The organism is Maritimimonas sp. 2210JD6-3 (assembly GCF_056591795.1).
Map to the genome: position 1 here is coordinate 1 of NZ_JBWQOJ010000004.1, position 15,185 is coordinate 15,185.

Sequence of the window (15,185 nt, forward strand, 5' to 3'; positions counted from 1 at the left end):
TATGTTAAAAATTAAATATTTAACAGTTTTATTTTTTCTTTTTACCATCGCAATTTTTGCGCAAGTAAAAGTAAGTGGCGTAGTGGTAGATGAAAATGGAGAAGCAATTCCGTTTGCAAATATTATTTTTAAAGGATCAGTTGAGGGAACTGTATCTGATGAAAACGGAAAATTCTATATAGAATCTGAAACTACCTATAAAGAACTCGAAGTATCTTTTATTGGGTATCAATCAAAAACAATTCAACTTAAAGCCCGAAATTTTGATCTTAAAATTGTTCTTGCGGAAGGCGCACAATTAGATGAGGTTGTAGTGTATTCTGGTAAAGTAAAGAAAAAAGGAAATCCTGCTATTGCCATTCTTCGAAAAATATGGGCTAAGAAAAGGCAAAACGGAGTACTTCTCTATTCACAATATGAATATGATAAGTACGAAAAAATTGAATTTGACTTAAATAATATTGATGAAAAGTTTAAAAAGCGAAAGCTCTTTAAAGGAATGGAATTTGTTTTTGATAAAATAGATACTTCCAGCGTTACTGGTAAGTCGTATTTGCCAATCTTTATTAATGAGGCTGCCTATAAAGCTTATGGTAAGAATAAACCATCAAAAAAGTATAGAGAAGAGCTAAAAGGAAATAAAAACTCAGGATTTGATAGTAACCAAGAACTGATAGAGTTTATTAAACAACTGTATGTCGATTATAATATTTATGATAATTATCTAAAATTCTTTGATAAAAGTTTTACAAGTCCACTTTCTCGCACTGGTCCCTCTGTGTATAACTATGTATTAACCGATAGTGCTTATATAGATAATAAATGGTGTTATAATATTGTTTTCTATCCGCGCAGAAAAAATGAACTCACTTTTAAAGGAGATTTTTGGGTGAACGATTCTACCTATGCCGTGAAACAAATCGAAATGGATGCTACCCGTAGTGCAAATATTAATTGGGTGAAAGAGATTCATATCGAACAAGAATTTAATGTATTAAATGATTCTGTTTTTTTGTTGAAAAGAGATCATATGATGTCTGACTTTGCTTTACGAAAAAAAGATAAAGCTAAAGGAGTTTATGGTAGGAGAACAACGTTATTCAATAATTATGATTTTGTAACCACACATGAGGATAGCTTTTATAAACCGCGCGTAGATACCTATAATGCTGAAATATATGATCGACCCGATGATTTCTGGAAAGACAATAGACTAGAAAAATTGAATGATGATGAGGAAGGAATTTATAAAATGCTTGACACCTTAAAAACAGTAAAACGATTTAAACAGCTTTATAGCCTAGGATCAATTCTTGCCTCAGGGTATTGGCAACCTTTTAAAGGATTTGATTACGGACCCATTTTCTCAACTTTTGGTAGTAATGATGTTGAAGGAACTCGTGTTAGAATAGGAGGGAGAACGTATTGGAATCAAAATGATACTTGGCGACTGCAAGGCTTTTTGGCGTATGGATTTAATGATGAAAAGTTTAAATATGGTATAGGTGGTAAATGGATGGTTGATAAACGAAATAGAATTATTATTTCCGCTGGTAATCGCCGAGACGTGGAACAGACAGGTGTAAGTTTAACTACTGCCAACGATGTATTAAATCGAAGCTTTGCATCGGCTGCTTTCTTCACACGCGGCGAGAATTTTAGGCTTACCAATTTAAATCTAACGAACGCAGCTATTGATATTGAACCTGTAAAAAATCTAAATTTTAGAGTAGGAGCAACGTATAAAACATTACGATCGGCTGCACCAGATTTGTTTGACCTTAACTATATTGATCAAAACGGTGTTGAGCAATCTGAAGTAAAACAGTCTGAAGTAGATTTGGCTATTAATTATACACCTGGACGAAAAACTGCGGGTTTTGGTGTTGAACGTGCCATAAGTAATGAGGGACGATATCCAACGATTTATGTAAGTTATACGAAAGGATTAAAAGGGTTTTTAAATAGTGATTTCGATTATGATAAACTACAATTGTTCTACAGGCATCGTATATTAATGGGTGGTTTTGGTAAACTAAAATATACGTTAGAGGCAGGTAAGACTTTTGGTGCGGTGCCATTAAGCCTATTAGATGCTGTACCAGGAAACCAGACACCATTTTTTGCAGCGCGAACTTTTGATTTACTTGATTATTATGAGTTTGTTACAGATGAATATGCATCATTACACCTTGAACATAATTTTAATGGAAGAATATTTTCTAGAATACCTTTACTTAGAAAATTGAATTTACGTGAAATTGTAGGAATAAGAGGCGTGATTGGTAATTTATCAGCAGATAATATTGAGATGAATAATTTCTTAAGAGATGGTAACGCATTAGCTCCTACAAAACCTTATTACGAATATCATCTAGGAGTTGATAATATTTTTAAAGTATTACGTATCGATTTTATTTTTAGGGGTAATTACAACGATTTACCTGGAGCAAGTAAGTTTGCTATAAAAGGCGGGTTCGGGTTCTTTTTCTAATGTATTAAAAATCAAAATACCAATTAAACAGATCGGTTCTAAGACCAAAAGTGAACCACGTGGTATTATCTTTTGTAAAATTATTACTTACCGTTGCAGGTGTAAAATTTCTAAAGGTAAAACCAGCAAATAATTTCATATTTGTGCTTGGGTTTATAATATAACCTGCTTGTAAGTCTCCAATAAAAATATCTGTTTTATTACCCTGTAAAAGTTCTACACCAGTATCACCAGTACGATTTTCATTCGAAATATAAATATCACCACCAAAACTGGTTGTGTTTCCTTCAAAGTCAAAACCTTTTTTACCTAATACTATTTTTGCATTGGCAAACCAACGATCTTTTCTATATTGAGCAATGCCTACAGTTTCCCAGAAATTACTTCCCCAAAGATGTCCTATAGGTTGATTAAAATGGCCATAATTTAAAGTAGAAGTACCAAAATGGCTAAACGTATAAGGTCGAGCGACATTAAATTCACCTTGCAAGAATAAATTATCAACTTTAAATGCATTATAATATTTAGCACCTACCTGAAAAGCAAACTTATTACCCCAATAACCATCACCATCAAAAAAGCGCCCTACGGTAAGTTCATCAAGTACAAATTGTGAATATAATGCAATATTATCTGTGGCTTTATATTTGGTATTTAATCCGATCATAGCATTACCACTCTCAGAACCTCTGGTAAATTCTGCTGCTCTATAGAAAATTATAGGATTAAAAAAATTAATATCAAATCCAGTTGAGGGTGTGCGTTGCGTTACTACAGCTTCAAATAATCCTAAATTCAATCTTTTAGTAACATTAAAACTTAAATGATGAATAGCAACATATTTTCTAAAATTCGTTTCATTATCTGTTAAGTCGCGTCTCACATCATCCATCCACATCCAAATATTGGTGTATTTAATTTTCCAGAATTTAGTGTTAATTTTTAAAAATGGATACGGAGCAGCAACATCTGAGAGCATAAAAGAGCGATACCCGTCGCCAATAAAATTTTTTCCATTTCCGAATTGAAAATTAAAAATGTCATTAGGTGTGTATGATAAGTAGGCTTCAGCAATAGGATAATCAAATCCGTTTTCTTTAAAACCTTTAGCTTTACCCCTTCCCGGAACTGTACCCCCTGCTCCTAAAGGAGGGTTATTTCTAGCAAATTGATTAATATATTCTGCAAATCGACCTTGACTTTCATAAAATGAAGTATTAAAACTTAAGTTTTTTCCTAACCCACCTTGAATTTGAATAGCACGGGTATTATTATACGTATAATCGATTTCATCAGAATTATCTTTACCTAGTTGTAAGTCAAAAACTGGATTAATAGTAAACCAAAAATTTTCACCTTGAACGTTTACAAAATGCTCATTCCAGAACTTTTTACCTAACCATGTTGATTTATCTTTAAATAACGGTTCTTTAAGCGTACTTAAATCTACATAGTTACGTACATCACTATATATATAAGGTTTTGAGGTTGTATGCGTATTTTCGTTCTTATTTAAATAGAAATCGATCTCATTATATGAACTATGTAAAAACGGAATGTTCAACTCACTAGTATGTTCGGGAAATAATTCATTTCCCGATTGTGAAGATGTAAACATTGTATAGAAAATTGCTACAACTAAAAAATAAAGTCTTTTCATCTGGCTTTTATATCTTTTTTAAAGTTTTGAGACTTTTTCGTCTTTTAATTGATATTTTTCCTTGCTTTCAGAACAAATGGCATAACCATCTTCATTAAAATACAACCGTTGCCCATATTCACTAATCCAGCCAATTTGCTTTGAGGGGTTACCTACAACTAATGCGTAAGGTTTAATTTCTTTCGTAACCACTGCTCCTGCTCCTATAAGTGCATATTCACCGATATCATTCCCACAGACTATTGTGGCGTTAGCACCAATGGTTGCTCCTTTTTTAACCACAGTTCTCATGTATTCACTTTTACGATTCACAGCACTACGCGGATTAATTACATTAGTAAAAACCATAGAAGGTCCTAAAAAAACATCATCTTCACAAATAACGCCTGTATAAATAGAGACATTATTTTGAACTTTAACGTTGTCACCTAATGTAACATCTGGAGAAACTACTACGTTCTGACCAATATTACATTTTTTACCAATTATGCAATTAGGCATAACATGACTAAAGTGCCATATTTTGGTTCCTTTACCAATACGACAGCCTTCATCTATTACGGCGGTTTCGTGTGCGAAATATTCTTTTTCCATTAATATATGTTGTTACTTTTGCCTCCTTCGACTATTAGTTTAGCAGATGAAGTTCCAATTCTTATAAACGCCTAAATTAATCATTTTAATGGCATCATCATAAGATTTTATACCTCCAGCAGCTTTTACTTTTAAAGGGTGTGCATTTGATAATATAAGTTTCATAGATTTTATAGTTGCACCATTAGGTTTCTCATTTTCAGTTTTGTAAAAACCCGTAGAGGATTTTACAAATACATTTTTAGCGAGGGAATTGTCAAAATTCTCTAAGATAATATTGCTAATAAATTTAGAAATGGAAGCAATTTGAGTAGTACTCAAGGCCGCGACTTCAATAATCCATTTTATGATTTTTTTGTGTTTTAGTACAAGTTTAGTGCTTTGTATGATCTCAATTTTAATCAACTCTAAATCACCATTTATAAAAGCTGTGTAATTGATTACAAAATCTAATTCATCTGCGCCATTTTTAATTGCATGTTTAGCTTCTTCTAACTTTTTGTTTATTGATGCTTTTCCTTTAGGAAAATCGATCACAGTACCTACCAAGACCTTACTATTCACTTTAGAAATAAGGCTCTTTACGAAAGCAACATATTCAGGACGAACCATCACCAGCTTGAAATTATTTGCTATGGCCTCTAATGTTAGCGTCTCAATTTTTTTAATAGTTTCTTTTTCTGAGATACCAGCTTGTTTAGCTGTTTTTAAATAGGTACTATCTAAATATTGATGTATATTCAATGCATTTTAATTGTATAGCGAAAGTACAAATTATCACATATAAAAAATCCTGCACCAGGCAGGATTTGTATTTAGTTTAATCTAAAATTGACAGGAACTACATATTTGACTTTTACAGTTTTATTACTTTGCTTACCAGGAATCATTTTAGGTAACTTTTTTACGGCTTTAATTGCTGCATCATCAAGTAATCTATAAGATTTTCTGTCACGAAACGTTTTTACATTTTTTACATCTCCGTTTTCATCGATAATAAATTCTATCCATGATTTACCTTGTTGCTCTGCATTCGCTGCAGCCTCAGGATACCTAAGGTTTTTATTAATATAGCGTTGCACTTGTTGTTGAAAACATTGGCTTTGAGCTAATCCATATAAGTCTTGACACTCTTTAAAAGTAGGTTTAATCTCTACTTTTATAAATTCATATTCACTTGGCTGTTCAGTGGGTTCATCAGGTAGTTTATTAATAGCTCTATCAATATCAGGGTTATCTAAATCTACAGTTTTGAAAATATCTATTGTAGCATCTGTATGTTTATCATCTATAATAACTTGATCAAGTTGTTTTGGTTTTTTAATAACCTTTTTTTTAGATTCTTTCTTTTTCTTGTACTCAAAATGGGTAGGAGCGTCTGGAATTACATAGACCTCTGAATCGGCATCTTTTTGTGTGAAATCAGCTAGTGTAGGCTGCAGAGATGATATTTCTAAAACTGCATAGCTTATTAAAAGCGCAAGAATCAAACCTAGCTGTAAAAATAATTTTGAACTTTTTTGTAACTTGTCATTTCGGTAATGTTTTTTTGTGTTCATAATAATAAAGTTAAGATGTTAATATTATGTTAAACCACAAGAAACGTACCAAAAAAATCCCAGCTGAAAGGCTGGGATTTGATATTATAACGGAGAATAATTGTTATTCAACTTGAAAAACGATAGGTAGTTGGTATGGTACATTTACCGCACGACCGCGTTGTCTTCCAGGTGTCATTTTTGGTAATAATTTTACAACGCGCTTAGCTTCATCTTCTAATCGTTTATGTGGAGCCCTTACACCTGTAATTTGAATTCCACCAGTTTTCGTAATTTTAAATAAAACGAAAATTCTCTTTTTACCTGGCGATAATCCTAAGTCATTTGCCAATTCTGTATTGAATTTTCTACGAATATGCTTTTGCATTGCCTTGTTCAGGCAATCTTTCTTTTGTTGATTGGTTCCTTTACAACCTGGAAAAACAGGTACATCTTCAATAATAGCAAAGGGTACATCTTCTGCTACCACTTCTTCTTCTTCTTCTTCAACAATATCCTGAATTTCTACAACATCATCTTCATCGGTTTCAGTAGATTCTAAAACAGTTTCTTCAACCTCTTTTTCATCTTCTACCACTTCTATTTTTTCTGGAGCTGGTGGTGGAGGTGGAGGTGGTTTAATTTGTTCGATACGCTCAGTAATCGGAATTTCTTCTTCAATTTCTTCATCTCCCATTACACCAGCCAAGTCTGATAAGCTTCTGTCAAAGGTTTTGTATTCTACACCTAAGTAAACAATAAGCAAAGCCAGTAAAAGACCAAGTTGCATAAACAACTTACTATATTTTTCTAAGTTTGCTTTAGGGTTTTTTTTGATTTCCATCGGTAAATAGATTTATTTGATGCTAATTTAATAAATAAAAAATAACGAACAACTATTTTAACAGAGAATTGAACCAGTAATTCAATTTTTTGAAGCTCATAGCTGCGATAAATACACCTAAAGAATTGGCAAGAATATCTTTAAAATCACCTGTTCTATAGGTAGTAATGCTCTCTTGTAAAACCTCAAGAATTATGCCGTAACTAATTAAAATGAGAATAAATAGTAGTTTTTGTTTTGTAGATTTAAGATCAAAATTACAGGCATAGAACCAAGATAAACTCAATACAAAATATGCGATAATATGTCCTAGTTTATCAGAGTTTTCTACTTTATGTAATCTCAACCCAAAGCTTAAGCCTGAAATCGAAATAAGACTCAGAAAAGCTACAATGATTGTTAAAAAAATGGCAATTGTAAGCGCGTTACGCTCCAATAAGTGCTTTGTAAGCATCGGCATCTAACAGTGCATCAATTTGTGATTTATCAGTGATTTGGATCTTAATCATCCAACCATCACCATAAGGATCAGAGTTTACACTTTCTGGACTGTCTTCTAAAGTTTCGTTAAATTCGATTACTTCTCCACTTAATGGCATAAAAAGATCAGATACCGTTTTTACAGCTTCTACCGAGCCAAAGACCTCGTCTTTTTCTACCGTTTCATCTAAAGTATCTATATCGACATAAACAATATCACCTAATTCACTTTGCGCAAAATCTGTAATACCTACAGTTGCAATATCATTGTCTAACTTAATCCATTCGTGGTCTTTCGTATATTTTAAATCAGCAGGAATATTCATTTTAAAAAGTATTTATATATGTTGCGAATTTAAAAGTTTTGAATTAATTTCCAATAGTATATCGTAAACTAATTCCGGTATTGATAGAATTCCTTGGGAAGGTATTCGAAATTAAGAACCTAGAAGAGTTTTGATCATAGAAAAATGAAGCCATTAGATTCTTGCTCAATGCATAATCTGCAATGAATTTTATCGATAATAACTGTTGTCCTCCCGTTATTTGATTGTTATCGATATCTATAGATCGTATAACAGTTGCATTGTTTCGAAAGCCTATGTCGGCTTTTAGGTTAATATCTCCTTTAAATTTATTAACCGTATTGCCTGTACGAACATTGAGTCTTACATCTTTTATGCGATAACCCAATCCAAATACATATTCGGTTCCTCTTATTTCTGTCAGGGTATTATTATTTAGATTTAAATTTAAAGACTTGTCGCGTTTTAATTCTGCTCTGAAAGAAAAATTATTACGCATTTTCATATCGACTTTTACTAATGGGTTAAACTCTTCTACTAAACTTACACCGTTAAATAGTTTTTCTGGTTGGTAATTTCCATTTATATCAACATTTGCCGTAGGATCGCTTGCCACATATTGTAAATTGTTTGTGAATCCTAAAATGGAATAAGCAGAATTATAACGATGCTCTACCACAAAACTTCTAAAGTTCTTCTTAAACCATGGTATTTGCATCAATCCTTTGTAATTTAAGCGCCAGTTCGGTATTGGTACATTTCTGAAAGCACCTAATTTTACTTTTTTAGCATTTTGACCTGAATAGGCAGATAAAAAAGCTGGGAGTAAAACCTCAGGGCTATTTTTACCATAACCAACAGTGTTCGTTCCTTGACCTGCCCTTCTAGCTAAACGTTCTTGTATGACAGCCCTATTTGCCTTAAATTTTTCAAAAGTAGCATCACCATTACCATCAAAAGCATTTCGTAACATAAAATAGCTCATGCTAAAATTACCAGATTCAGTAAATGGAAAATCTGTATTGAGTGCTCCATTTTCAATGTCAATTTGTTGAGACCTTCTTCTCGCATATATTTTATTGGCAGATAATTCTATATTTAAATTTCTAAACGGTCGTATGTCTGCATTTATATCGAGCTTATTATAATGCGAATTACTATATACTTGACTAAACTCATCATTCTCTAACAGCCAATTATTGGCTATAGCCAAATCTCTAATATCTCGCTGACTACCAAAAACAAATCCTAACGTTGGTGCCAAACCACCTTCAAAATTATTACGTCCTAAAAATCCAATTTCTGGTTTATAGCCTGGTAGTAATGTGCTATTGTTATCAGTATATGCTATTTTAACGCTTTTTACAGAGGTAACAACATCAACCAACCCTTGTACAATTTTTTGACTTGAAGTCATCTTTTTTCTATTGGCTGTTCTATTTTTTGAATTATTGGCAATACTAGGCCTAGCAGGTAGTTTTTTATCAGAGGCATTTTTCTTCTTGTTAGATTTTCTATCCTTTTTAGTGCGCTTTTTCTTAGTTGCTAGGTTTAAAATACCTGTTTTTTGGTACAATTTATTCATATTTAAAGTGGCAGAAAAGGTATGGGTATTGGCATTTTGAATAATATTACCAATATCGTTTCTAAGGTCTCTGGCTGGCGCTTGCCAATCAAAATCAGCTTTGTAGGCATACGAGGCATCTATAAAGTCTAGAATAGGTATTTTATTAAAAGGTAATTTATAATTGGCATCTAGGGTTTGATGATAATTATTAGGTCTTCCTATTGTAAAAAAGTTAGAAAATAAGGTAGTAGTCTTGCGGTTAAAACCATCATAAACATAATTGTTGGTCGCTCTAAAATTAAATTGAAATGATTTCGTAAGATTATAAGCAACATTATAATCCCAATCGAAGAAAAACCGTTGTTGAGTTAATATAGGTAATGGAGGTAGATTTTCTACCAATGATCTTGACTCTTGCTGATTAAAGCTTCTTGTAATATTAGAATTTACAGAAATAGAAGTCGGTAATAAATTAATATTAAACTCTTTAAATAATTTTAAATACGCACTTTTATCAAGTACTTTCCATTTTTTAAGAGGCTCTAATACAAAAGGTTTAAAATTATAATTATACGTAGCCGAAGCCCGTACATTTTGATCTAGCGCTCTTTTTATATTATAGTCTCGATGATACGTTTCGTTAAAAGAATAGGATGCAGAAAAATTTTCTACGTCATAAAAACGCTGTTTCTTTTCTGGGTTTGTACGTTCTTTTCTAACATTTATTAAATTAATGCTACGTCTTTTAGTATAGTCTCTAGAGTTTTCACTATTCTCATTTGTTTCTATTGCATCCTCAAATAAAACATCTTGAAATTGAGGATCCCACCTTGGATCTCTGAACTCTTCACTAATACTATAATTGAATGGAATTTTTATTCCAGCTTTTTTAGGAAGAAGTTGCCCTATATTGACATTGGTAACAATATCATACTGTTTTACATCTTCTTGACTGCGCTCTTGTGGTCGTTGATCTAAAGAACCAAAGCCTTGCGAATTTGCACGACCTGAAATTGAAATATCAGCAAAATCAGCAAAATTAGCATCAGCATTTAACACAGCAGCCCAACCACCTTCATTGTCGAAATCGGTAACGCGTAATTCATTAAACCAAAACTCAGCACTTTTCGGTGAATCGCTATCGTTGCGTACACCAATCATTAATGTTCGCAAATTGGATAGATTCGGATTACCTTTTACTCGTATTCTAGCGGAAGGATCACTAGCTATACTGGGAAACAATTCTACTGCTGAACTATTTTGCTGTACACGCTCTAGTTTTAACCTACCAAGGGCTCTTAAATTTGCTTCAAGATTATTTTTCCAAATACTATCTGCATTTTGTTCAATTGGATTATCCCTAGTAATTCTTAATGGCATTTCAATTTGATAATAATTGTCATTGGTATCAGTACCAAGTCGCAAAACAGCAGTCATATCTCCATCTTCAATTTCTGAATCATTTATACTTTCAGCGTGAACAAACATCTTTATTTTGTTAAACATGCGCATGTCAAACGAAGTATTCTTAAATACAAAGCGTGATTCACCATCTTCGAGATCGTTCACTTTAACCAGTAATGATTGTTCATTTTGTTGTTGTACAGATGTACTTCCTTGTAAGCGTTCTCGGCGTACTCCTGGTGGTAATTCATATCCAAAAGGTTGCTTGCTTTCATTTTCCTCAACATTAACTACACCTACCTCAAAATCTTGATCTTCCGTAAATCCTAAAGGCTCAGGAGGAAGCGTAGGATTGATATCATCAACACTAAATAAATATCGTCTCCAATCACCACGAACCAATTCAAGCTCACCAAAGCGCAATACAACGGGTACTTTGAATTTGGTTAAAAACATTCTAATAAAACGTATCGAATTAAAACCAGAGATACCATTAATAGCTTCTCCAGAAGTAATAGGTATTCTAAACTGATACCATTTTGCATTCTGTGTTTGTCCGTTTGCCAATGTGATGGGAACAATTTTTTCATCAACAATATTATTCTGACCTTTTACCAAATCTGTTGGGTTGATCGAAATCTTATATTGATAAAAACTTTCAATATCGCTCATGGTTTGATCTTGATTGATATCTTCAATATCTGGAAACGAAGTTGCCGATGTGGGGAAAGATTCTGTAGAATTATTAATCGTAGGTGAGTTACCTTCGGTATTGTTAAAACGCTTATATCGGGTAAGAATACCTGCTCGCTCATTGTCTAATTGACTGCCTCTAAAAAACTGAAAATCGTCATTGGCGGGATCTTCAAGATTATTGTATATGTTGGCTGGATCGTTATTGCCAAATCGACTACGTTCTTCATCATTTTTAAGTCCATCTAAACCAATATCTTGGTTTGGGCGTTCGTCATCTTCCTCTGTAAAGGCATAAATTAAGGATTGATTTTTGGGCACATCGCCATAGTCTGTCTCTATGATATTATTACCCGGAATTTTCACGCCGTCTTCTGGCAAACCGTTCTCATACATTCTACGATTATCGTCAAGAATATCTTCAGAAATATTCCCTAAATTAAAATACAATTCACCTCCAAAATCATTTGGATTAATTACGGCGGGAGCACCTTCTTCGGGCGTCATAGAATAATTTTGATAAGGATCCATTAACCAAAACTGAATATATTCTACGTTAGCCTGTTGAAAGTCATTTGTATTAATAGAACGCATAATGCCCGCCCATTTATCTTCGGGAGTATTATCGGTATATGTTAAACCGTCAGCACTTACATTTTCATTAAAACTGTAACTACCTCGCTCATTCGGGTAATAGGCTAAATCAAATGTATTTATAATATTCGTTTGTGTAATATCCAACTGTAACTGCGGAAATAATTCTTCAAAACCTACGCGACGCACTTCAGCTCTAGATAATTCATTATCATCAATATTACTGGGTCGTAGTTGAGAGCCATAAAATAATCTGTCAATCGTGTACCAAGCTAATTTTGAACGCTCTGCACCAGATCGTAACCGATCGCTCAAACCTACAGGAATTTGAGCATCTGTAAAATTTAATTCATTACCCGAAGGATACTGTGGAACACTGGCTAAAAACCATTGACGCGGCGAACTAATATCAAGAGGTATTTGAAATCCTTCAAAATCATCTACATACGATGCAGCTTCACCATTGAGGTTAATGCCTTTAGGGGAACCAGGTAGTAAATAGGCTGCTTCAGCACGAACCGAAAAGTTAGACTCAACGTCGGTATCTATATTAGGCAATTTATTGACCCACTTTGTAAAAGAGGGAACTTCTGTTTGATAGTTGAGGTTAAAGCCAACAATGGTATTATTTACAGGTTCAGCACCAAATTGAGGTTTTTGAGTAAACGGGCGTTCGTTTAAATTTACTAACGTACCTCCAATCGCAAAATCTTCAGAAAAGATATGTTGTACATCAACCCCCATGAATCTTCTGTTCTGTTGATTAAAGCCGTTGTTATTCTCTACAGAAATATTTATGGGTGCATTAGATGCAATAAGATTTGGGTTTATTACTTCAACACTACCGCCATTGACTACATAATCGATACCTTCGGTAAGTTCGCGACCTCCAGAGGTCACTCTTACTGATTCTTGAGCCAGATTAAATCCAACAGGAATTCCACCGCGAGATTCTGACTTAAAATACCCACGTATAAAATATTTATCCTTGTTTTGAAATTCATTCTGTGCTTGTGCTTGTGTTTTGGTGTATAATTCGTCAAACACAAAAATTTCATCAGCTGAATTTGTAAGAATGTCGCCTAATTCACCAGAATCTAATACATCTACAGGTGCAGGCGAGCTTTTCCCGCCGAAAGGCTCTACCGATGGAAATATAATATACCCATCTTGTGAATTAATCGTAACGCCTTCAATAAAGTCAAAATAACCATCTCCCTCTTCAATTTTGGTATTGGTACCATCTAATAAATCGAGATGCAAAAGATTTAATAATGGTATTTCACTTACGGCTTTTCCGTTAGCCACCGAAATAGCATTTTGCAAGAAGTTTATAGGGACACCTGTTTTATCATCTCTATAGAGTACTTCTAATCTAAAACCATCTTGCTGCAATTGATAAGCGCCAGGCAGCACATATATATTTTTCATCATTAAATCCCATAATGATGATCCTGGGTCTAATAATTCGCTACGCAATAATTTAACTACTAAGTTATTAGGGGCTATTATGCCATCGCCACTCAATTCACCAACCCTAAATACATTCGTATTAGTTTCAGGGTTAACAGCACTGTTGTCTGTGTACTCATACGCGACAGCTAGAATATCACTATCAGCTAAGGCTTTATTTAAGGTAATATACCCTAATTGCGGATTTAAAGTAAAATCTACATCTAAAGTTAGTTTTCTAGCATTTTCAAGTACTGAAAATCCAGACCCCTGGACTATGTTATAACTTACTACAGCATCTTCAACCCTCGCAATGTCACGTATGAGACCATTAGCATCTTGTTGCGTTAAACTAAACAAGGTATTGGCGCCATTTCTTGGTCCTGGTCCGTTGAAAGAATTTATGTTAGCACCATCAGTATATTTGTCATCATCAGTTTCACCTAGATCAGCTAATGCTACGATGTTTCGAACATTTTCAGTGGTATTGTTTCTATTGGTAATCCATACTTCGACTCTGGTAATATATTTTGAGCTTTTAATAAGTGGTAAGTCTTCTAGCGAAGCATTATAGTCATCTCTAAATTGCTGTGATAGAAAAAAGTGTCTATTCTGATCATAATCACTAGCACGAAGATCAAACTCATTAATAGTTGCACCACCTTGTGCAGCAACAGAACGGGTTTGCGAACGTTGTTGTGAGAACACTCCTGTTACCGTGGTTCTGCCAAATTGCAATTGTGTTTTTACGCCAAAAAGATTTTGAGCACCAGAAATTAAAGAACTCTGCACGGGCATGTTGACATTACCCACTTCAATTTTGCGAATAATATCATCTTCAGTCGGTGTGTATTCTAATTTTATTTGATTTTGAAAGTTGAAAGTTGACTGCGTATCAAAAGCAGCATTTACACGTAAACGACTGCCTATTTTTGCGTTTAAACTCGCACTTATTTCTTGATCAAAATCAAATGTTGTATTAGCTCGATTACGCTCTGAAAGCTGTGGATTTTCTACTTTTTGATATAATACACCCATTCGCACCAATACAGATCCTTGGGGATTTACTTCTATTTCATTTCCACCAAAAATATTTTCAAAAAATTCAGAACGCACATAGTATTTGGGTAATAAATTCTTCTGTGCTTGTTCTTTATTTTTCTTTGAGCTAAAAGCGGTAGATTTTTCTTTAAAATATTCGAGCATATCCTTTTGAAGGCGGTATTTTTTATACTCTTCTTGTGTCATATAAAAAGGATGCTCAATATAATAATCACCTATTTTTTCTAGAAATACATAATGCCCTCGGTCAGGGTCATAGATGATTTCCATATTTTTAAACTTATCTAAAAATAAACTACCCTTTTGCGAAGCCTTAAATGGATATTTTAATGTGTTAGATGGCGTAGTTGGTTTTATGATAGTATCTGCTTTTTTAGCAGTGATAGAATCTTTTTCTGATTTATTAGACGTGGTTTGTGCGTAAACCACTGAAGTTAAAAGCAGTAATACAAAAGCGAAAAGAGAATTATATGTATTGAAAGAATTGATTTTCAATTA

The 15,185-nt window shown here is 33.5% G+C and carries 9 protein-coding genes; 1 reads left to right on the top strand and 8 read right to left on the bottom strand.

The features are described 5' to 3' along the window. Position 1 precedes the first annotated feature (1 nt). Positions 2-2,494, top strand: coding sequence for a DUF5686 family protein (locus tag AC1EUY_RS03230; protein WP_480194061.1), 2,493 nt, complete (start codon positions 2-4; stop codon positions 2,492-2,494). A gap of 4 nt (positions 2,495-2,498) precedes the next feature. On the opposite strand, the gene AC1EUY_RS03235 is transcribed toward AC1EUY_RS03230, so the two are convergent. The 8 genes from AC1EUY_RS03235 to sov form a co-directional block, all read right to left on the bottom strand. Further along, on the bottom strand, positions 2,499-4,154 hold the full coding sequence (locus AC1EUY_RS03235; protein ID WP_480194062.1) for a gliding motility protein RemB: 1,656 nt from the start codon (positions 4,152-4,154) through the stop codon (positions 2,499-2,501). Positions 4,155-4,172: 18 nt separating this feature from the next. Beyond that, a complete protein-coding gene (locus tag AC1EUY_RS03240) occupies positions 4,173-4,748 on the bottom strand; it encodes an acyltransferase (RefSeq protein ID WP_480194063.1) in 576 nt (191 codons plus the stop codon). A 39-nt stretch (positions 4,749-4,787) separates the two neighbouring features. Beyond that, entirely contained in the window at positions 4,788-5,492 is a 705-nt protein-coding gene (gene deoC / locus AC1EUY_RS03245) for a 2-deoxyribose-5-phosphate aldolase (protein ID WP_480194064.1), read from the bottom strand. A gap of 71 nt (positions 5,493-5,563) precedes the next feature. Next, entirely contained in the window at positions 5,564-6,307 is a 744-nt protein-coding gene (locus AC1EUY_RS03250; protein ID WP_480194065.1) for an energy transducer TonB, read from the bottom strand. A gap of 103 nt (positions 6,308-6,410) precedes the next feature. After that, a complete protein-coding gene (locus tag AC1EUY_RS03255; protein WP_480194066.1) occupies positions 6,411-7,130 on the bottom strand; it encodes an energy transducer TonB in 720 nt (239 codons plus the stop codon). Positions 7,131-7,182: 52 nt separating this feature from the next. Next, positions 7,183-7,566, bottom strand: a complete 384-nt coding sequence (locus AC1EUY_RS03260) for a VanZ family protein (protein ID WP_480194067.1) — start codon at positions 7,564-7,566, stop codon at positions 7,183-7,185. Further along, complete coding sequence (gcvH, locus tag AC1EUY_RS03265; protein WP_480194068.1) at positions 7,556-7,936, bottom strand: glycine cleavage system protein GcvH; 381 nt, start codon at positions 7,934-7,936, stop codon at positions 7,556-7,558. Before gcvH ends, AC1EUY_RS03260 begins: the two co-directional genes overlap by 11 nt. Positions 7,937-7,979: 43 nt before the next feature. Continuing rightward, entirely contained in the window at positions 7,980-15,182 is a 7,203-nt protein-coding gene (gene sov / locus AC1EUY_RS03270; protein ID WP_480194069.1) for a T9SS outer membrane translocon Sov/SprA, read from the bottom strand. Positions 15,183-15,185 lie beyond the last annotated feature (3 nt).

Excerpts from the sequence above, each read along its gene's own strand:
- AC1EUY_RS03250 (WP_480194065.1), bottom strand. The coding sequence starts at position 6,307 with ATGAACACAAAAAAACATTACCGAAATGACAAGTTACAAAAAAGTTCA.
- gcvH (WP_480194068.1), bottom strand. The coding sequence starts at position 7,936 with ATGAATATTCCTGCTGATTTAAAATATACGAAAGACCACGAATGGATT.
- AC1EUY_RS03240 (WP_480194063.1), bottom strand. The coding sequence starts at position 4,748 with ATGGAAAAAGAATATTTCGCACACGAAACCGCCGTAATAGATGAAGGC.
- AC1EUY_RS03230 (WP_480194061.1), top strand. The coding sequence starts at position 2 with ATGTTAAAAATTAAATATTTAACAGTTTTATTTTTTCTTTTTACCATC.
- AC1EUY_RS03235 (WP_480194062.1), bottom strand. The coding sequence starts at position 4,154 with ATGAAAAGACTTTATTTTTTAGTTGTAGCAATTTTCTATACAATGTTT.
- AC1EUY_RS03255 (WP_480194066.1), bottom strand. The coding sequence starts at position 7,130 with ATGGAAATCAAAAAAAACCCTAAAGCAAACTTAGAAAAATATAGTAAG.